This window comes from Paraburkholderia sp. EG287B (assembly GCF_040965595.1).
Taxonomy (GTDB): Bacteria; Pseudomonadota; Gammaproteobacteria; order Burkholderiales; family Burkholderiaceae; genus Paraburkholderia.
The window spans coordinates 73851-93938 of sequence record NZ_JBFRCG010000014.1; the positions used below are offsets into that span (position 1 = coordinate 73851).

Annotated in this window: 14 protein-coding genes; 9 read left to right on the forward strand and 5 right to left on the reverse strand. The window is 65.3% G+C overall.

The features are described 5' to 3' along the window. Nucleotides 1–50: 50 nt before the first annotated feature. Together AB4Y40_RS25790 and AB4Y40_RS25795 are read right to left on the reverse strand one after the other, a co-directional pair. Complete coding sequence (locus AB4Y40_RS25790; RefSeq protein WP_028201996.1) at nucleotides 51–1556, reverse strand: FAD-linked oxidase C-terminal domain-containing protein; 1506 nt, start codon at nucleotides 1554–1556, stop codon at nucleotides 51–53. Between the two features lie 48 nt (nucleotides 1557–1604). Continuing rightward, nucleotides 1605–3020 (reverse strand): FAD-binding oxidoreductase, encoded by a 1416-nt coding sequence (locus AB4Y40_RS25795; RefSeq protein WP_368690218.1) that lies wholly within the window; start codon nucleotides 3018–3020, stop codon nucleotides 1605–1607. Between the two features lie 192 nt (nucleotides 3021–3212). Here AB4Y40_RS25795 and AB4Y40_RS25800 point away from each other — a divergent pair, with 192 nt between their 5' ends. Together AB4Y40_RS25800 and hmpA are read left to right on the forward strand one after the other, a co-directional pair. Further along, nucleotides 3213–3794 (forward strand): cob(I)yrinic acid a,c-diamide adenosyltransferase, encoded by a 582-nt coding sequence (locus AB4Y40_RS25800; protein WP_368690219.1) that lies wholly within the window; start codon nucleotides 3213–3215, stop codon nucleotides 3792–3794. A 264-nt stretch (nucleotides 3795–4058) separates the two neighbouring features. Further along, nucleotides 4059–5261 (forward strand): NO-inducible flavohemoprotein, encoded by a 1203-nt coding sequence (gene hmpA / locus AB4Y40_RS25805; RefSeq protein WP_368690220.1) that lies wholly within the window; start codon nucleotides 4059–4061, stop codon nucleotides 5259–5261. A gap of 118 nt (nucleotides 5262–5379) precedes the next feature. Here hmpA and AB4Y40_RS25810 read toward each other — a convergent pair whose 3' ends face one another. The 3 genes from AB4Y40_RS25810 to AB4Y40_RS25820 all read right to left on the reverse strand — a co-directional run bounded on the left by AB4Y40_RS25810 (nucleotide 5380) and on the right by AB4Y40_RS25820 (nucleotide 9180). Further along, a complete protein-coding gene (locus AB4Y40_RS25810) occupies nucleotides 5380–6384 on the reverse strand; it encodes a helix-turn-helix domain-containing protein (protein ID WP_342919324.1) in 1005 nt (334 codons plus the stop codon). Nucleotides 6385–6704: 320 nt separating this feature from the next. Next, nucleotides 6705–7157, reverse strand: a complete 453-nt coding sequence (locus AB4Y40_RS25815; protein ID WP_042262452.1) for a GDP-mannose mannosyl hydrolase — start codon at nucleotides 7155–7157, stop codon at nucleotides 6705–6707. Nucleotides 7158–7347: 190 nt separating this feature from the next. Next, nucleotides 7348–9180, reverse strand: coding sequence for a hypothetical protein (locus tag AB4Y40_RS25820; protein ID WP_368690369.1), 1833 nt, complete (start codon nucleotides 9178–9180; stop codon nucleotides 7348–7350). A gap of 754 nt (nucleotides 9181–9934) precedes the next feature. Between AB4Y40_RS25820 and AB4Y40_RS25825 the strand changes: the two genes are divergently transcribed. The 7 genes from AB4Y40_RS25825 to AB4Y40_RS25855 all read left to right on the forward strand — a co-directional run bounded on the left by AB4Y40_RS25825 (nucleotide 9935) and on the right by AB4Y40_RS25855 (nucleotide 20053). Continuing rightward, nucleotides 9935–10939, forward strand: a complete 1005-nt coding sequence (locus AB4Y40_RS25825) for a GlxA family transcriptional regulator (protein ID WP_028202002.1) — start codon at nucleotides 9935–9937, stop codon at nucleotides 10937–10939. 108 nt (nucleotides 10940–11047) lie between these two features. Further along, on the forward strand, nucleotides 11048–12565 hold the full coding sequence (locus AB4Y40_RS25830) for a mannose-1-phosphate guanylyltransferase/mannose-6-phosphate isomerase (protein ID WP_368690370.1): 1518 nt from the start codon (nucleotides 11048–11050) through the stop codon (nucleotides 12563–12565). Nucleotides 12566–12607: 42 nt separating this feature from the next. Continuing rightward, nucleotides 12608–13999, forward strand: a complete 1392-nt coding sequence (locus AB4Y40_RS25835; protein ID WP_368690221.1) for an undecaprenyl-phosphate glucose phosphotransferase — start codon at nucleotides 12608–12610, stop codon at nucleotides 13997–13999. A 74-nt stretch (nucleotides 14000–14073) separates the two neighbouring features. After that, on the forward strand, nucleotides 14074–16305 hold the full coding sequence (locus AB4Y40_RS25840; protein ID WP_368690222.1) for a polysaccharide biosynthesis tyrosine autokinase: 2232 nt from the start codon (nucleotides 14074–14076) through the stop codon (nucleotides 16303–16305). Nucleotides 16306–16394: 89 nt separating this feature from the next. After that, nucleotides 16395–17513 carry a GDP-mannose 4,6-dehydratase gene (gmd, locus tag AB4Y40_RS25845; protein ID WP_069267834.1) on the forward strand — a complete coding sequence of 373 codons (1119 nt, stop codon included), beginning with the start codon at nucleotides 16395–16397 and terminating at the stop codon, nucleotides 17511–17513. 6 nt (nucleotides 17514–17519) lie between these two features. Then, nucleotides 17520–18479, forward strand: a complete 960-nt coding sequence (locus tag AB4Y40_RS25850) for a GDP-L-fucose synthase family protein (RefSeq protein ID WP_368690223.1) — start codon at nucleotides 17520–17522, stop codon at nucleotides 18477–18479. A gap of 179 nt (nucleotides 18480–18658) precedes the next feature. After that, nucleotides 18659–20053 (forward strand): glycosyltransferase WbuB, encoded by a 1395-nt coding sequence (locus AB4Y40_RS25855; RefSeq protein WP_368690224.1) that lies wholly within the window; start codon nucleotides 18659–18661, stop codon nucleotides 20051–20053. The last annotated feature ends 35 nt before the right edge of the window (nucleotides 20054–20088 follow it).

Here is a 20088-nt window from a genome sequence, read left to right on the forward strand (position 1 = left end):
CACGCGATATGCATAGACGGCGCGGTGCCGGGTGCGCGTTCGCGCGCCTGTCAGAAGCGTGGCAACTCGGGGTGCGGCAGCAGATTCCCGCGCACGTGCATGCGCCCGTACTCGGCGCAGCGCGCCCGCGTGGGAATGCCCTTGTCGGGGTTGAGCAGCCTGGCCGGGTCGAACGCGTGTTTTACCGCATGAAACGCGTCGCGCTCCTGCGGCGAGAATTGCACGCACATCGAATTGATCTTCTCGATGCCCACACCGTGCTCGCCCGTCACGGTGCCACCCAGTTCGACGCATGTCTCGAGAATGTCAGAGCCGAAAGCCTCGGCGCGGTGCCATTCGTCGAGGTCGTTGCCGTTGAAGAGAATGAGCGGGTGCATGTTGCCGTCGCCGGCATGGAAGACGTTGATGCAGCGCAATCCATACTGCTTTTCCATCTCGTGGATGCGCGCGAGCAGCGGCCCGATCGCGCGGCGCGGCACGGTGCCGTCCATGCAGTAGTAGTCGGGCGAGATGCGGCCCGCGGCCGGAAACGCATTCTTGCGGCCCGACCAGAAGCGCAGGCGTTCTTCCTCGGTGCGCGAGATCTGGATGCGCGTGGCGCCATGCTCGCGCAGCACCGTGGTCGTGCGCGCGATCTCGTCGGCGACTTCTTCGGGCGTGCCGTCGGCTTCGCACAGCAGGATGGCGGCGGCGTCGAGGTCGTAGCCCGCGTTCACGAACTCTTCCACGGCGCGCGTGGCCGGCTTGTCCATCATTTCGAGGCCCGCCGGAATGATGCCCGAGGCGATGATGCCCGCCACGGCGTCGCCGCCTTTCACGACGTCGTCGAAGCTCGCCATGATGACCTGCGCGGTTTGCGGGCGCGGAATCAGCTTGACGGTCACTTCGGTCACGATCGCGAACATGCCTTCGCTGCCGATCATCACCGCGAGCAGGTCGAGGCCCGGTGCATCGGGCGCGAGCGAGCCAAACTCGACAATCTCGCCGTCCATCGTCACGGCGCGCACGCGCAGCACGTTGTGCACCGTGAGGCCGTACTTGAGGCAATGGACGCCGCCCGAGTTCTCCGAAACGTTGCCGCCTATCGTGCAGGCGATCTGCGACGAAGGGTCGGGCGCGTAGTAAAGGCCGAAGGGCGCCGCCGCTTCGGAAACGGCCAGATTGCGCACGCCCGGCTGCACGGTGGCCGTGCGCGCGTACGGATCGACTTCGAGAATGCGCTTGAAGCGCGCGAGCGAAAGCACGATGCCGTGCCGGATCGGCATGGCGCCGCCCGAGAGACCGGTGCCCGCGCCGCGCGGCACGACCGGCACGTCGAGGCGTCGGCAGATCTGCACGATGCGTTGCACCTGCGACTCGGTTTCCGGCAGCGCCACGGCGAGCGGCAGCCGCCGGTAGGCGGCAAGGCCGTCGCACTCGTAGGCGACGGTGTCCTCCTCGCGATGCAGCAGGCAATGCGCCGGCAGCACGGCCATCAACGCCTGGACTACCTCGCGCTGGCGTTGCGCGAGCGCTTCCGGGCTCAGCTCGGGCAAGTTCGCCTCGGGTGCGTTCATGTCTCCTCCCGTCTGTTGCGCTTGAGTGCGCTTCTCAGCGCTTGTCGGTTACACCGCCCAGCTGAAGATCTTGCCCGGATTCATCAGGTTGTGCGGATCGAGTGCGTGTTTGATCGCGCGCATCGTGTCGATGGTGTCCGCGCCGTGCTCTTCGACGAGGAAATCCATCTTGTGCAAGCCCACACCGTGTTCGCCCGTGCAGGTGCCGTCCATCGCGATCGCACGCTGCACGATGCGGTGATTCAGGCGCTCCGCCTCGTCGATTTCCTCGGGCTTGTCCGGGTCGATCAGGATCGCCACGTGGAAGTTGCCGTCGCCCACGTGGCCGACGATCGGGCAGGGCAGTGGCGAGGCCTTGAGATCGGTTTCCGTCTCGATCACGCATTCGGCGAGGCGCGAGATCGGCACGCACACGTCGGTGGTCACGGCGCGGCAGCCGGGCTTGAGCTGCAGCATCGCGAAGTAGGCGTTGTGGCGCGCGTTCCACAGGCGGCTGCGGTCCTCGGGGCGCGTGGCCCACTCGAAGCCTTCGCCGCCATGCTGCGCGGCAAGCTCCTGCACGAGCTGCGCCTGTTCCGCGACGCCCGCCTCGGTGCCGTGAAACTCGAAGAAGAGCGTGTGCTTTTCGCGCAGCGAGAGGTTCGAATGCTTGTTGATCGCGCGCACCGCGAGCGAGTCGATGAATTCCACGCGCGCGATCGGCACACCGATCTGGATCGTCTCGATCACCGTGCGCACGGCCTCCGCCATCGAAGGGAACGCGCACACCGCCGCCGAGACGGCCTCGGGCTGCGGATAGAGCCGCACCGTGATTTCGGTGATCACGCCGAGCGTGCCCTCCGAGCCGACGAACAGGCGCGTGAGGTCGTAGCCCGCCGACGACTTGCGTGCGCGCGTGCCGGTCTTGACTACGCGGCCGTCGGCGAGCACGGCGGTCAGGCCGAGCACGTTCTCGCGCATCGTGCCGTAGCGCACGGCGTTGGTGCCCGAGGCGCGCGTGGCCGCCATGCCGCCGATGCTCGCATCGGCGCCCGGGTCGATCGGGAAGAACAGGCCCGTGTCGCGCAGCGCTTCATTGAGCTGCTTGCGCGAGATGCCGGGCTCGACGGTCACGGTGAGATCTTCGGCATTGATCGAGAGCACGCGGTTCATCTGCGAGAGGTCGATCGACACGCCGCCCTGCACGGCCAGCAAGTGACCTTCGAGCGACGAGCCGTTGCCGTAGGGAATGATCGGCACGCCATGACGGGCGCACAGCTTGACGATGGTCTGGATATCCTCCGTGCTCTGCGCGAACACCACGGCGTCGGGCAGTTGCGGATCGAAGGGCGATTCGTCGCGGCCGTGATGGGCGCGTACGGCTTCGGAGGTGGAGACGCGTTCGCCGAACGCGCCGCGCAGTTGATCGAGGAGTTCGGTGGGGAACGGGCGGCGTGCGAGTGCCGGCGGCGCGGGGTGATTCACGCGGGTGTCTCCTTCGTATGGGAATGACTTCTGGTGGACCATTTTACGCTGAACGTCCGTGCCGCAAAGTCGCGCTCCTTATGCTGCGGTGCACGAAACCTATAATGGGGCCGGCAGGCATGGGCGCCGGACACGGCGCCGGGCGCGGGTGATGCGCGACCTGCGCGAATTTACAGCTTCGGAGAGCACGACATGGGCAATCGCCTGAGCAAGATTGCAACGCGCACCGGCGACGACGGCTCGACCGGACTCGGCGACGGCAGCCGCGTGCGCAAGGACGACGCGCGCATCGCCGCGATCGGCGACGTCGACGAACTGAATTCGCAGATCGGCGTGTTGCTGTGCGAATCGCTCCCCGACGACGTGCGCGAGGCGCTCGTCGCAATCCAGCACGACCTGTTCGATCTCGGCGGCGAGCTGTGCATGCCGGGCCACACGCTCGTGACCGACGCACATCTCGCGCGGCTCGATGGCTGGCTCGAGCACTACAACGCCACGCTGCCGCCGCTCAAGGAATTCATCCTCCCGGGCGGCTCGCGAGCGGCAGCGCTCGCGCACGTGTGCCGCACCGTGTGTCGGCGCGCCGAGCGCGCGGTCGTCGCACTGGGCGCCTCGGCGAACTCGGGCCCGCCGCTCGCCGATACGCCGCGCCGCTACGTCAACCGGCTCTCCGACCTGCTGTTCGTGCTCGCGCGCGTGCTCAACCGGGCGGCGGGCGGTAGCGACGTGCTCTGGCGGCACGATCGGGGCGCGGGCAAGGGCGAGGGCGCGTAAGGCATAAAAAGGCGCGAGCGCGTGTCGCCCCGTCCGGCCGATGTGCGGTCCAAGGTGGTGTCTGGCGTCCAACCGCACCGTCATCGTCCGAAAGAGACTGTTTCCCGCACCGCAAAAGCCCCGCCGAAGCGCGCTCCAAGGCCATCCGCCGCGCGTTCACGGCCGGCGCAATCGGGAAATTGCTGGGGTGCGACAAAATGCCTGGGTCGGGCTGTCGCATTAAAGATGTATCTTGTGTGCATCTTTACCACGGAGAAGCCGTAAATGACTGCGCTCACTGCCGACCAGATGGCCCGCGTGAAGGCCACTGCGCCCGTTTTCGCCGAGCACGGCGCCACGATCACCAAGCATTTCTACAAGCGGATGTTCGCCGCGCACCCCGAGCTCAAGAACATCTTCAACCAGACGCATCAGCAAAGCGGCAGCCAGCCCGAAACGCTCGCCCGCGCGGTGTACGCCTACGCGGCGAACATCGACAATCTGGGCGCGCTCGGCGGCGCGGTCACGCACATCGCGCACAAGCACGCGAGCCTGAACATCCGTCCGGAGCACTATCCGATTGTCGGCCGCCATCTACTCGGCGCGGTCGTGGACGTGCTCGGCGACGCCGTGGACCAGCCCACGCTCGACGCCTGGGCCGTGGCTTACGAGCAGCTCGCGAACATCATGATCGGCACCGAGGCGAAGCTGTACGAAAGCGCTTCGTGGAGCGGCTTCCGTCCGTTCAAGGTCATGCGCAAGCAAGTCGAAAGCGATGAGATCACCTCGTTCTATCTCGCGCCGGCCGACGGTGCGTCCGCGGGCGGCTTCGAGCCGGGCCAGTACGTGAGCGTGACGCGCTTCGTCGACAAGCTCGGCGTGGACCAGCCGCGTCAGTACAGCCTCTCGGACGCGCCCCACGGCAAGTGGCTGCGCATTTCGGTGAAGCGCGAGGCTGGCCGCGGCGAAGCGCAGCCGGGCCACGTGTCGAACATCATGCATGACGGGGTGGAAGAAGGCGCGGTGGTGCACGTGAGCGCGCCGATGGGCGAGTTCACGCTCGATCGCAAGAAGACCTCGCCGGTCGTGCTGATGAGCGGCGGCGTGGGCATCACGCCGATGAAGTCGATGCTCTCCACGCTGATCGCCGAGCGCAGCGAGCGCAAGATGACTTTCGTGCACGCATGCCGTAACGCGAAGGTGCACGCATTCCGCGACTTTCTGCGTCACGCGGTGTCCGAGTACCCGAACGTCAAGCGTGCGGTGTTCTACGAAGAAGTCGGTACAAACGACCGCCAGGGCGTGGACTACGACTTCGAAGGACGCATCGATATCGGCCGCATCGAAGCGGATGTGCTGCTGCCCGACGCCGACTACTACCTGTGCGGCCCCGTGGCGTTCATGCGCGAACAGCGCGAGGCGCTGATTGCCCGCGGCGTCGATGCTTCGCGCATCCACACGGAGATCTTCGGCTCCGGCATGCTGTAACGTTGCACACCCGGCACGCTGAAATTACACGCTGAGTATGCCGAATGAAAAAACCGCCGCGCGAAAGCGCGGCGTTTGCGTATGCAACGGTAAAACATGTATCGAATTGCGACCGGCATTACTCGCCCGAAGCCCGCCGGTTCACGGCGCGATACCCCGATGGCGAAATCGAGAGCCTGCGCCGGAAGATCCGCGCGAGACGCTCGCCGCGTGGCACGCCGCAGCGTTGCGCGATCTCGTCGATGGGAAGATTGGTTTGCGCGAGCAGAAGGCAACTGGCATCGAGCCGGGTGCGCAGCAGATATTCGGAAGGCGTGAGGCCCGTTTGCGTCTTGAAGTGGCGCAGGAAGTTTCGCATGCTCATCTGCGCGACGCGCGCAGCGTCGGCAACCGAGATCGGCTGATGGTAGTTCTCGCGCAGCCAGTGCGCGGCCGAGCTGATCTTGCCGTTCGCGCTGTCCGACTCGCCATCGTCGAGCATGGGGCCGAGCCGCTCCCACGAGCCCGGCATCGAGTCCTCGGATACGCGCTGCGCCAGGGCCACGCCGTGATTACGCTTGACCACCTTGAGCGCGGCGACGAGCGCCTCGGAAGGCGTCACGACCGAAGCGCCGGCGTTGCGCGCTTCCAGCGCCCGGCGTAGCCGCTGCGCCGAGTTTGCCGTATTGCCGCCCGTGCGCAGGAAGGGCACATCGGCGGCGGCGAGTACGGCGCGTCCCTCGCCGAGTGCGCGAATGATGCGCACTTTCGGTGCGAGCATCTGCAGCCGCGTGATGAGCCGCGCGTTGTCGCGCGCCTCCATCGCACCGGGGCCGCCGGCGATGAATAGTGTGTCGAAGCCGCTGCGCAGCGGGCCATGCAGGCTCTCGGACCATATCCGCAGGCCGCAGCCGCTGGCCACGTTGCCGCCAGGCTCGGAAAGCATGACGATGGAATAAGCAGGAAGCGTGTCGGCGCAGGCATCGTTCGCGAGACGGAACACATCGGCGAGCAAGGTCACATCCCCGAGCGGGAAGCCCTCGAAAACCAGGATGCCTATGCGTTTGGCCACGTGTCCGAACTTCAAATGAGCGCCGCGCGGCTGGAAAGCGGCTTGCCGGCAGACCACCCTATCGATGTACATGGCCGGTTCCTCGCGCAGAAAGGATTCGCAGGAGTACGTTGCGTTTTTGCGCCGCGTGCCCTGATCCGGCTGTGTGGGGCTGTTACATGCGGTCACATCACGCTCTCGGGATTCATGATAGGCCGGTGGGGTGCTGGCGCACGCCGCAGTCTGAAAATGGCGAGAAGTTGGCAGAATGGCTCGGTATGCTGGGCAAGGCGGCTCGGCGTTGATCGGGCGTTGATCCCGCGTCTTACGGGCGCGCACACGCGCCCCACGCGTGCTTCACGAACGTCGCGCGGTCAATCCACGACGCGCGTGTGTCTGTCGCTGGGGCGTTTTCAGCAGAAATATTGTTTCGAATTCTTGTGCACGTCCTCGCGCATGAGCAGCTCCTCAGGCCACAGCCACGCGTACTGGCTGTGCTGATCGAAGCGCCCGACAGGCACGGTGCTGTCCAGCATGAACGCATACGCAAGCACAACGTAATGTGTGCCGATGCCGTTTTCCGCCGCGAAGTTGTCCGGATAGTGATGCTCGTAGACGCCGACGAAGCGCGCGGCCGAGCGCTGCATGCCCGCAATGCCGAGCTCGGTTTCGACGATGCGCGTGAACGCCGCGTCGAGCCATTCGTCCTTGTGGATGCGTCCGCCTGGCACGAACCACTTGCCGCGCGCCGGGCGATTGCGTCGCTCGCCCACAAGCACGCGGCCGTCGGCATCGGCGACGATGAGGTCGATCCCGACAAGCGGTGCGAGCCGCACAACCTCGAGGAATTCGGTAGGCGACAGCATGGACGAGCGGATCCGTGGGGTGGCGGTCGTGTCGATATGATTGTCTCAAGCGCAGCCGTTGCGCGCGCGGCGCATGACAATCAGGCGTCGCGTTCATCAGCAGTCTAGGCGGCTCAAAATCGCGTTGCACTGTCCAGAGCCGCCTAAGTCTCGCTATCGTGGGCCAAGATGCGAGCCCAGGCGCTTGCGCTCAAGGCTTCGGCGCGACGTAGCCCGCGGGCGTGACAGCGTTCGATCTGGCGACCTCGGCGTTGTCCGACACGACATACACAGGTGATTCGGTCAGACGCAGCGGGAGCATGCCGTCGTTGTAAGTCATGGTGGTCGGGTTGCCCATCATGTCGAACACGCTCACCTTGCCCGAGCGCCCGCGCGCGTCCACCTGAAGCGTGTAGTTCGTCGCGCGCGTCGCGTCGAACCCGGTCTTCGCGCTCCAGCGCGCGTTGTCATGGCTCCACAACGCCGTGATCACCTTGCCGCCGCCCGGACGCGCGAACGCGTAAGCGTAGACGCCCGCGGGCGTGCCGCGCAGCGGCCCGAGTGTATACGTACCGTCGATCAGCCGCGTCATGGTCGCGACCGCGAGCGCGGCCGGCTTCGGGCTGATGTTCGACGCGCCGTACATGCCCTTCGGATGCTCGAGTTCGAAGAACACGCCGTAGCCCGGCGTCGTCTCCGGCATGTCCGCGCCATAGAAGACGAACGTGGTGTCCGCGCCTTCGCCGAGCAGGATCAGATGTGCGCGCGCGACGACCGCGCCCTGCGCGTAGAGCGTTTGTGCGTCGGGATAGTTGGCTGCGTAATTCGTACCGATGTCGTAACTAATACCTGTTTCGGTCACGAAGAGCGGGGCGCCCGGTTTGAGCACGTCGCGCATCGTCGTGCGCAGCTCGCGCATGGCTTCGGGCAGCGAAAGCGTGCCTTTTTCGGGTGCGCCGTACAGACGCTCCGGCGGATGCGAAGGGCTGGTACCGAAATCGTAGTAGCCGTGGATCGTCACGCCATCGAGATACTTAGCAATGCCAAGCGGTGCGAACTTCTTGAGCCACTCCGTGTTGCCCTGCACGCCTGCATAGGTCGGACCCATCACGATCGCCGACGGGTCGGTGGCATGGATGCCCTCGTAGACGGTCTTGTAGAGATCGACGAAATGCGCGTCGGTGTCTTTCCACGGCAGCCCGCCGTCCTTGTCTGGCTCCCACGTGACCTGATAGTAGTTGTGCGCCTGGTGCGGGAACACGCGCGCACGGATGCGTGCGGACTCCGCGCCTACACGCGACATGTATTCGCGCAACTGGCCCAATGACGAAGGCACGTAGCTGTGGGTCTCCTCGCCGTTCGCACTCGCCCACCCGGGAAAGCCGTCGAGCGTGATCAAGCGCATGATGTCGCCGGGCTTGAACTGGAGCTCGAGCTGGGAGGCGGCAGCGTCGAACGTATTCGGACCTTTGGGCTCCATGACGTACCAGCCCCGCTTGTCGTTGGCCCACACCAGACCGAGGTCGGTGTAAAGCGGACGCAGGCCGTCGCCGCCGCAGCAGTGCTGCCCGGGCGCGATATATGCTGAGCCTTGTCCACCGAAGCGGTGCAGGTCCTGGCGCGCGAAGGTGGGTGCGGGAAGTGCTGTACCCATATCGGGCAGCACGCCGAACGTGGTGATGCCGGCCGGCCGGGTGCCGCGCTGGGGCAAACCCGTAGACGGCTGCGAAGCCAGCGACGCCGAAAACGCGAAGTAGCCCGCCTGCGGCAGCGTGCAGGTGAGCGACGTGACGCGCGGGCCGGCTGCCACCGTGAAGTTGCCGCTTGCCTGCGGACGGCTCCAGGTATCCGTGATCTGCCATTGCACCTTGTCGTCGCGCGTCGCGCGCGTGGTCACGTCGATCCGCACGCTCTTGCCGCGGGGAAACAGGCGTGTCCCGTCGCTGCCGGGCGTATCGGCGGAGATGGCGTCGTCGCCTGCGTCTGTCGCCGCGCGCCCGGCGGCGCTCCTGCAAACGGGCGCGTCGGCGGCGCGGCAACTCATCACCGGGAGCAACACGCCGAGGACGCCCAGCGCGAGCGTTGCGGCCGGCACCCATGAAAAAGCGCGTGAGCCGCGCGCGGGAGGAGGGTTTACAAGTACAGATGCAAGGGCTGGGCGCAATGTCATTGGCAGGTTCCTCACAGCATGAAAGGGTAAGCCTAGTTGTTCGAGCCAGTCATTTGACGCCAGCCTCCAGGCTTTTCGCGCAATTTCTCCTGGAAGCGCCGCGCGCGAGTTGTGCAGTGCTCGCGGAGCCCGATCATATAAAGCGGCTTTTTGTGAATTTTTTTATTGTGCGGCGCAAACAGGATTTAACGGGTTTAAAATGCCCCTCGCATGCTCGAAATCGGAGCGCAAAGCTTCTTAAACATCATTTAATCAGACGAATCGACTTGCCGTTTCTAATTGGCCGTTTCGCTTCCATCCCATGCGCACGCATCGATCGGAAGGCGTCAAACGATTTGGTAGTAACAAAGGCGAATATACCTGTCTGTAACGGTTATCCGGCACTTTTGCCGATTCGATGTAATCGAACCAATTGCCTTTCACGCGGTTTGCTTTTTTGTCATTTAGCTTGGCGCCATACCTTCTAATCGGTCCTCGACCGGACTAAATGCGCCAATGTCTCGCCAGTTTCGGTCAGTCGTCGTTGGCGGAATTTTTCTCTGCCTATGATGCACTGCACATGGAATGCTATCGAAATGCTATTACCGGGACTTTTCGCTTGATACGGGGGATTGTTTAGGGGAAAAGCATGGCGTACGCAAGTCTGGATTTGCCGTCGTTCAGCCGCCCGCATCTAGTGACCGCGGGCATCAGTCGAGAGGTGCGTCATATCGCAATTCTGCTGTTCGATGGTTGTTCGCTCCTCGGCGCCGGTATTGTGGCTGAAGTGTTTCATGTAGCGAACGAACTCTCGACGGACACCGCTCGCAGTTCACCTTACGATGTAAGCATCCTTTCGGCCGATGGCGGCAACGTGACGTGCTCCTCGTCGGTACGGGTCTGGACAGATGGACTCGATGCGCGCCACTACGTCGGTTTCGACGCGCTGTTCGTGGCGGGTGGAAAGGGCGCCTTCGCGGCCGCCAACGACGAGCGTCTCGTCGCGTGGCTGCGCCGCGTGCACGCAAATACCGGCACCATTCGTCCGATTGGTGAAGGCCGTTCACTGCTCGAAGCAGCGAGTCTGTGCGGCCAGCGCACGCAGCACGAGTTCGGCTCGTATGCGATGCAAACGGGACGCGAGGAAGCGGGCGGCGACGCCGGGGACCGGCTCGAGTCGATGAAGAGCGCGCTCACGCTCGTCAAGCGGGACCTGGGCGTGGATGTTGCGCGCGCTGTGACCGAGCGGCTCATGCCCGATTCGGGCGGCAACCTGCTGCCGTTCCTCGGCGATGCGCTTGGCAGTGCGCCGGCTGACAAAGTGCGTGCAGCGGCGCGCTGGCTGCAGGAAAACTGTCAGCGGGCCATTTCGATAGCGGACGCAGCACAGGTCGCCGCGATGAGCGAGCGTAACTTTCTGCGCCGCTTCAAGCTGGAGATGGGTATCACGCCATCTGATTACTTACTGCATGCGCGGCTCGCGATTACCTGCAGCCTGCTCACCGATTCGGAATTGCCGGTCGACAAGATCGCGCGCCGCACCGGCATGGGCAATGGCGATCGCCTCGCCAAGATCTTTCGCAAGCGCATGATGATTTCGCCCACCGAATACCGCGAGCAAAGCCGCCGCGAGGCCGGCGTAGCTGTCTCGTAACGCCGCGGTAACAACGGTCGCACTTCGTTACAAACGGGGGTCGCTATTGGCGAGCCGAGGTGATCCTGCCCGATATGAAGGAGTCCGAAGATGAATGAAAGGTCATCGATTCATGAAGGACAAAGTCAGCCCCGTGCGGAAAGCGAGCCAGGTACAGCGCGCGAAGGCGCTACGCCTTGCACGCGCATCGTGCCTGTGGTGCTGGCTGGCGGTTCCGGTACGCGTTTGTGGCCGATGTCGCGCGAACAATTCCCTAAGCAGCTAATTGGTGTGGTGGGCAGCGATACGCTGCTGCAGGCCACCGTGCACCGCCTCGACGGCTTTTCGTCAGAGTGGGAGGTCGCGAGTTCGCCAATCGTCGTATGTGGTGAAGAACACCGCTTCGTGATCGTCGATCAGTTGCGTGCGTGCGGCATGGACGCGCGGCTCGTGGTCGAGCCGGCGCGGCGCGACACGGCGCCGGCGCTCACGCTCGGCGCGGCGCTTGCGTGCGCGAACGGCGACGACGCGATTCTCATCGTGATGCCGTCGGACCATGCGATCACCGACCTGGACGCCCTGCAACGCGCGCTCGAATGCGCAGCGCGCCATGCGCAGCGCGGCGCGATCGTCACGCTGGGAGTGCCGCCGCGTTCGCCTGAAACGGGGTTTGGTTACATCCGCGTTGGCGAAGCGATTGCCGACGGCGCGCACCGCATCGACGGCTTCGTCGAAAAGCCCGCGCCCGAACTCGCGACGCAGTACGTCGCGCAGGGCGGCTACTGGTGGAACAGCGGCATCTTCGTGATGCGTGCGAGCGTCTGGCTCGATTCGCTGCGCGCATTGCAGCCCGACATGCATGCAGCGTGCCTTGCCGCGTTCGTCGATGGCCAGCAAGACGGCCCCGTGTTCCGGCCGGCGGCGGACGCCTTCAAGCGCGCCCCGTCCGACTCGATCGATTACGCGGTCATGGAGCGGCTATCGGGCAGCAACGGCTGGACGCCCGAGGGCGTGGTGGTCGCGCTCGACGCGGGCTGGTCCGACCTCGGCTCGTGGGACGCCGTGTGGGCCGCGATGGAAAAGGACGAAGACGGCAACGTCGGACGCGGGCGTGTGGTGTTCGAAGGCGCGGTGGCGACCTACGCGCATTCCGACGGCAGGCTCGTGGCTTGCGTGGGTACCTCGAACCTCGTGGTGGTCGAAACCGCCGATGCGGTGCTCGTCGCCGACCGCTCGAAAGTGCAGGACGTGAAGGGGCTCGTTGCGCGCATCAAGGCGGAACGCGCACCCGAGGCGGATTCGCATCGCAAGGTGCAGCGTCCGTGGGGCTTCTACGATTCGATCGATTCGGGCGAGCGCTTCCAGGTCAAGCGCATCGTCGTCACGCCGGGCGCGCGGCTCTCGCTGCAACTGCATCATCATCGCGCCGAGCACTGGACGGTTGTGCGCGGCACTGCACTCGTCACTCGTGGTGAGGAATCCTTTCTTATGACGGAAAACGAGTCCACTTACATTCCGCTCGGTGTGCGCCACCGGCTGGAAAACCCGGGCAAGGTGCCGCTCGAAATCATCGAGGTGCAGTCGGGAGCGTATCTGGGAGAGGACGACATCGTCCGTCTCGACGATACGTACGGCCGCTGCGGTTGAGGGCAGCGGCACGGCTTGCAGGGAGAAAAAAAGGGAGAAAGCATGCGCGAGCTACAAAATCTGATGGCGAGAGTGCTCGACGTATCTGCCGTAATGATCGGCGCCAGCGTGGCTTCGGAGATCCGCTTCGAAGATATCGTGCCGCGCGGCGTGAACGAAGCCTTCGTGCTGCTCTCGGCGGCCTTCGCGCTCGTGATCTTTCCGGCGTTCGAGCTTTACCAGTCGTGGCGCGGTCGCTCCAAGGCGCTGCTTGCGGGCCAGGTGTCGCTTGCCTGGCTCGTGGTGCAGGGTTGCGCGCTGATCTCGATGTATTCGACGATGCATCACGTCGATGTCGTCTCGCGCCTGTGGTTCGCCTACTGGACGGCCGTTGCGGGCGGCTTGCTCATTACCTGGCGCATCTTCGCGCACGGCGTACTGTCGCATATGCGGCGCGCGGGCATGAATCTCCATCAGGTCGCCATCGCGGGTTCCGCTTCGCAGTGCGACGAGATTGTGCGGCGCATCGATGCGGAGCCAGGCTCCGGTTTTCGCGCGAGCGCGCTCTACAACACCATGCCGCAATCGGCACGGCCCGTGTCCGAGAAAGACGCGCCGGTGTGCGACACGATCGAGTCGTTCGCGCAGCACATCCGCGAACACGACGTGCACGAGTTGTGGCTCGCGCTTTCGCTTGCCGAGGAACGCACCGTGGTGCGGCTCGTGAGCGAGTTTCGCAACGACCTCGTGAACATCCGCTTCATCCCGGACGTGCGCTCGCTGGCCCTGTTCGACACCAGTACGGTGATCGAGCTGCTCGGCGTACCCGCGATCAACCTGGTCGCCTCGCCGCTGCCCGCGAGCGCGCAACTCAAGAAGGCGCTGTTCGACCGCGTGTTCGCAACGCTCGCGCTCGTGAGCCTCATGCCGCTGCTCATCGGCATTGCGATTGCGGTGAAGGTTTCCTCGCCGGGGCCGGTGCTGTTCAGGCAGCGCCGCAAGGGCGCAGACGGCCGCGTGTTCACGATCTACAAGTTCCGCACGATGCGCGAGCACAAGGAGGCGCCCGGCACGGTGAGCCAGGCGACGCGCCACGACCCGCGCGTGACGCGTCTCGGCGCGTTCCTGCGCCGCACGAGCCTCGATGAATTGCCGCAGTTCTACAACGTGCTGCGCGGCGACATGTCGGTGGTCGGACCCCGCCCGCATGCGCTCGAGCACGACGATCTTTATCAGAGCGTGGTGAAGGGCTACATCCACCGCTATCGCATCAAGCCCGGCATTACCGGGTGGGCGCAGGTCAACGGATTTCGCGGCGAGACCGATCGCCTCGAAAAGATGGAAATGCGCGTAGCGCACGATCTGTATTACCTCGGCCATTGGTCGTTCTGGCTCGACATGCGCATCATCGCGGCCACGATCATTCACGGTCTGGTTGGACGCAACGCGTATTGAGCGCTGCGGCGCATTCGAGCAAGCATTCGAGCAAGCATCACCAGCAAGCAACACCAGGTTTCGGGAGAAGCAAGATGGCGATGAATTATGACGGCGCTTACTATGGCGCAGCAGGCGCCGACGAGCGATACCTTGGCGACTACCTGCAGACGATGGTGGCGAACTGGCGCGCCATTGCGATCGTGACGCTTGCCGTCACGCTGCTGGGCGCGGCCTATGCGTTCCTCGCGACGCCGACCTATCGGGCCGACGTGCTGTTCCACCTCGTCGACAAGGGCGACGCCAGCAAGAAGGACAGCAGCCTGCCGCCGCTCACGGGCATGTTCGACGAGAAGTCGACCGCGAACGGCGTGATCGAAATGCTGAAGTCGCGCAACGTGACCGAGGAAACGGTGCGCAAGCTGCACCTCGACATTTCGGCGCGGCCGCGCGAAATGCCCGTGATCGGCGGCATGCTCTCGGGCATCCTGAGCGCGCCCTGGGCGCAGCACCTGCCCGGGTTCCTGCGGCCGTCCGGCTACGCTTGGGGCGGCGGCGACATCAAGGTGTCGCGCTTCGATACGCCCGAAGCGATGTACGAGCGCGACTTCACGATCGTCGCCGGCGACGAGCCCGGCACCTTCACGCTGCGCGACCCCGACGGCATTCCGCTCCTGCAGGGCCGCGTCGGCGAGGACGTGAGCGCCAACACGTCGGTCGGGCCGATCGCGCTGCACGTCGACAGTTTGAGCGGGCCGCCGGGAACGCCTTTCCTGCTCACGCGCGCCTCGACGCTCACCACCGTCGACCGGCTGGAGAATTCGCTGCAGATCCAGGAAGTCGGGCTGCAGTCCGGCGTGATCCGCGCGAGCCTCGAAGGCCACAACAGCAAGACGACGGCCGCAATCCTCAACAACGTGGCGCACGAGTTCATCAAGCAGGACATCGCAAGCCGTTCGGCGGAAGCGGAACACATGCTCGCGTTCCTCGACGACCAGCTGCCGCAACTGCGCTCGCAGGTCGACGCGGCCGAGCAGAAGTACAACAAGTTCCGTAACGAACACGGCACCGTCGATCTCGGCGAAGAAAGCCGGCTGCTGCTCCAGCAGGTGAGCGACAACAAGATCCGTCTCGAAGACCTGCGGCAGCAACGCGCGGAACTCGCGCAGCGTTTCACCGAGCATCACCCGGCCGTTCAGGCGCTCGACGCACAGATCGGCACGCTGCAAGCGGCGCAGTCGCAGCTCACGCGTAACGTGGCGCAACTGCCGGACACGGAGCAGTCGGCCGTGCGCCTGTTGCGTGACGTGCATGTGAGCACGGAGCTGTACACGAGCCTGCTGAACAGCGCGCAGCAACTGCGCGTGGCGCGTGCGGGCCAGGTGGGCGACGTGCGCGTGGTCGATTTCGCCGAAGCGCCGGATGATCCCGTGCGTCCGAAGAAGCTGCTCGTGATCGCGCTCGCGATCGGCGCGGGGCTCGTGCTGGGCGTGCTCGTCGCGTTCGTGCGCAAGTCGCTGTACGGCGGTGTGGAGCGTCCGGACGAGCTCGAAGCCGCGCTCGGCGTGCCGGTCTTCGCCGTGGTGCCGCGCAGCCCGCAGCAGCTGCGTCTGCAGCATCACGTGTCGTCGCGCCGGCGCGGACTGCACGTGCTCGCGCAGCAGAATCCGCAGGACGTCGCAGTGGAAGGCGTGCGCAGCCTGCGCACCTCGCTGCAGCTCACGCTCAACGACGCGCGCAACAACATCGTGATGCTCACGGGCTCGCGGCCCGACATCGGCAAATCGTTCCTGTCGGTCAATCTCTCCGCGCTGGTCGCCTCGGTGAACAAGCGCGTGCTGATCGTCGACGGCGACATGCGGCGCGGCGATGTGCACTCGCACTTCGGCATCAAGCACCAGCCGGGTCTCTCCGACGTGCTGCTCGGCGCCGATCTGGACCAGGCGATCCAGCACGAGGTGCTGCCTGGACTCGACGTGCTGGCCAAGGGCTCGCTGCATTCGCATCCGTCCGAGCTGCTGATGAGCCCGCGCTTCGAGTCGCTGCTCGAAGAACTGGGGGCGCGGTACGACCTCGTGATCGTCGATACGCCGCCGGTGCTCGCGGTGACCGACTCCACCGTGATCGGACGCTACGCAGGCACGACGCTGCTCGCGATCCGCCACGGCTGCCACCCGATTTCGGAGCTCGAGGAAACGGTCAAGCGCCTGCGCATTGGCGGCGTGAATCTGCGTGGCGTGCTGCTCACCGACGTGCCGAAGACCGGCGCGTTCATCGGCGGCGGGTATCGCGGCGGTTACTACGGTTACGAAAGCATTGCAGGGTAGCAACAGGTTGACGGCCGGTTTTCGGGCCGCCCGTCGATGATGAAAACCACCGAATCCCATTTCGCGCACGCGAGGAGAGAACGATGGCAATGGCTCGTAAAGTTGCTTTGATTACCGGCATCACCGGTCAGGACGGTTCGTATCTGGCAGAACTGCTTTTGAACAAAGGCTATGAGGTGCATGGCATCAAGCGCCGTTCATCGCTCTTCAACACGGACCGCATCGATCACCTGTATCGCGATGCACACGACTCGGAGCCGGGCATCCACCTGCATCACGGCGAAATGACCGACACCACGGCGCTGTTGCGCGTGGTCCAGGAGATTTCGCCCGACGAAGTCTACAACCTCGCCGCGCAGAGCCACGTGGCCGTGTCGTTCGACGAGCCCGAGTACACCGCGAACGCGGACGGCCTCGGCACGCTGCGCATTCTGGAAGCGATCCGCATTCTCGGCCTCGCGAAGAAAACGCGCTTCTATCAGGCTTCGACGTCCGAGCTGTACGGGCTCGTGCAGGAAGTGCCGCAACGCGAAACCACGCCGTTCTACCCGCGCAGCCCGTATGCGGTCGCGAAACTGTTCGCGTACTGGACCACGGTGAACTACCGCGAGGCCTACGGCATCTACGCGTGCAACGGCATTCTCTTCAACCACGAGTCGCCGCAGCGCGGCGAGACCTTCGTGACGCGCAAGATCACGCGTGCGATTGCCCGCATCGCGGTCGGGTTGCAGAAGGAGTTGTATCTCGGCAACCTCTCGGCCATGCGCGACTGGGGCCATGCGCGCGATTACGTCGACATGCAGTGGCGCATGCTCCAGCAGGAGCAGCCCGAAGACTTTGTGATCGCAACCGGTGTGCAGTACAGCGTGCGCGACTTCGTGCGCGCGGCGGCAGCGGAACTGGGCATCACGGTGCGTTTCGAGGGCAGCGGTGTCGATGAGGTCGGCATCGTCGACCACGTGGACTCGCGCGAGATGCGGCTCGAAGCGGGTCAGGTGATCCTGCGTGTCGACCCGCGCTACTTCCGCCCGGCCGAGGTCGAGACGCTGCTTGGCGACGCCTCCAAGGCGCAGGAGAAGCTGGGCTGGAAGCCGGCCACCTCGTTCCAGGCGCTCGTCAAGGAAATGGTGCGAGCCGACTATCAGGCCGCCCGGCGCGACGCGCTCGTCACGCTGGCCGGCTTCAAGGCTCTCGAACATCACGAGTGAGATGCCATGGACAAGACCTCCCGAATCTTCGTTGCCGGCCACCGCGGCATGGTGGGCTCAGCGCTCGTGCGCGCGTTGCAGGCGCACGGCTACCATAATCTCGTCACGCGTCCCCACGCGGAGCTCGACCTCACCGATCAGGCCGCGGTCGACGCCTTCTTCGAGGGCGAGCACATCGACGCGGTGCTGCTCGCGGCCGCGCGCGTGGGCGGCATCCTCGCGAATTCGACGCAACCCGCACAGTTCGCCTGGGACAACCTGGCGATCGAGACCAACGTGATCCGGGCCTCCTACAACGCGGGCGTGCAGCGCCTCGTGTTCTTCGGCTCGTCGTGCATTTATCCGCGTGAATGCCCGCAGCCGATCCGCGAAACCTATCTGCTCACCTCGCCGCTCGAGCCGACCAACGAGGCCTACGCGATCGCGAAGATCGCGGGCCTGAAGCTCTGCGAAGCCTACAACCGACAGTACGGCACGCATTTCGTCTCGCTCATGCCGACCAACCTGTACGGCCCCAACGACAACTACGACCTCGGCAGCAGCCATGTGCTGCCCGCGCTGATCCGCAAGGCGCACGAGGCGCGCAGCAAAGGCCAGCGCACGCTGACCGTCTGGGGTTCGGGCAGGCCGCGCCGCGAGTTCCTGCACGTCGACGATCTCGCCGATGCGACGATCTTTGTGCTCGAGCACGAGACCGGCGACGGCGTGTACAACGTCGGCGTCGGCGAGGACCTGTCGATTCGCGACCTCGCGCAGCGCGTGTGCGACGTGGTGGGCTTCGAAGGCGAACTGGTATTCGATTCGACCAAGCCCGACGGCACGCCGCGCAAGCTGCTCGACGTGTCGCGCCTGGGCGATCTGGGCTGGCACGCGCACATCGGCCTCCAGGAGGGGCTCGCCCGCACCTACGACGATTTTCTGCAAACCCAGGCCGCGCCGGCGTACGAGGCGGGCATGCGGGTTTGACGTGGCCTGACGGGACCGATGGCGTTCGAAACGATCGGCTCAACAGGACGAAAGGGAAGAGGCGTCTGGTTGGTGGTGGGCGTCGTGCGCGGACCGGATGCACGACGCCCGCTTTTTTTCGCTCGGCGCGCGAGACGATTAAAGGCGGCACACAGCAGTTCAGGGACGGAAGCGACGCAATGAGAATCCTGATTTACGGACTGAATTACGCGCCCGAAGTCACAGGCGTCGGCAAATACACAGCCGAAATGGCGGAGCTGCTCGCGGCGCACGGCCACGAGGTGCGCGTGATCTGCGCGCCGCCTTATTACCCGCAATGGCGCGTGCATGAAGGCTATCGCGCGGGGCGTTACCAACGCGAAACGTTGCGCGGCGTAGGCGTCTGGCGTGCGCCGCTGTGGGTGCCGACCCAGCAGGGCGGGCTCAAGCGCATCGTGCATCTGGCGAGCTTCGCGCTCTCGTCGCTGCCGCTTCTCGCGCGGCTCGCGGCGTGGCGGCCTGAGGCCGTCATGCAGATCGTGCCGACGCTGTTCTGCGCGCCCGGCGCGCTCCTGCTCGCGCGGGCCGTCGGCGCGCGCAGCTGGCTCCATATTCAGGACTTCGAAATCGATGCGGCATTCGACCTTGGGCTGCTGCGCGGCGGCCAGGAGTCGCGTCTCGGGCGCGCGGCCCTTGCCGGCGAACGCTGGCTGCTGCGGCGTTTCGACGTCGTCTCGTCGATTTCGGCGCGCATGGTCGAGCGCGCCATCGACAAGGGCGTCGATGCCTCCCGCGCTGTGTGCCTGCCGAACTGGGTCGACACCGAGGCAATCTTCCCGCTGCCGTATCCGAGCGCGTTCCGGCGGCGCCTGGGCATCCCGCAGGACAACACTGTCGTGCTCTACTCGGGGAACATGGGGGCGAAGCAGGGCATCGAGATTCTCGCGGATGTCGCAACGGCGCTCGCCGCGCGGCCCGATATCAGCTTCGTGTTCTGCGGTGACGGCGCGGCCAGGCGCGAGCTGATCGCGCGTTGCGAGCCGCTCTCGAACTGTCACGTGCTGCCGCTGCAGCCGTCTTCGATGCTCAACGAACTGCTGAACGTGGCCGATATCCACGTGCTGCCGCAGCGCGCCGACGCTGCCGACCTCGTGATGCCCTCTAAGCTCACCGGCATGCTCGCGAGCGGCCGTGCGGTGGTCGCCATGGCGCGGCCCGGCACGAGTCTCTTCGACGTGGTCTCGAACCACGGAATCGTGGTGCCGCCCGAGGATGACGCAGCGCTCGCTGCGGCGATCGTCGATCTGGCCGGCGACCCCGCGCGCCGCGCCGCGCTTGGCCGTGCCGCGCGGCGCTACGCGAAGCGCATGCTGTCACCGCAGGCGATCTTCGACGTGCTCGAAGCGAGGCTTGCCGGGCTAGCGGGTGCGGTTGCCGGGCCGGCGGGCCAGACGCAGGTCGAGCCGCAAACCGCGGCAGGTGGCGCTGCTTCGGCGCAGCAAGGCGTGGGTCAATCCGCGGGTCAGAATCAATCTGCGCGTCAGGCGGGTAAAGGCGGATCGACGTTGCCCGAGGTCGAGCAGTCCGATGTATGAGTGGCAGCGCCCAGGGCCGCGACGGTGGCCTTGGG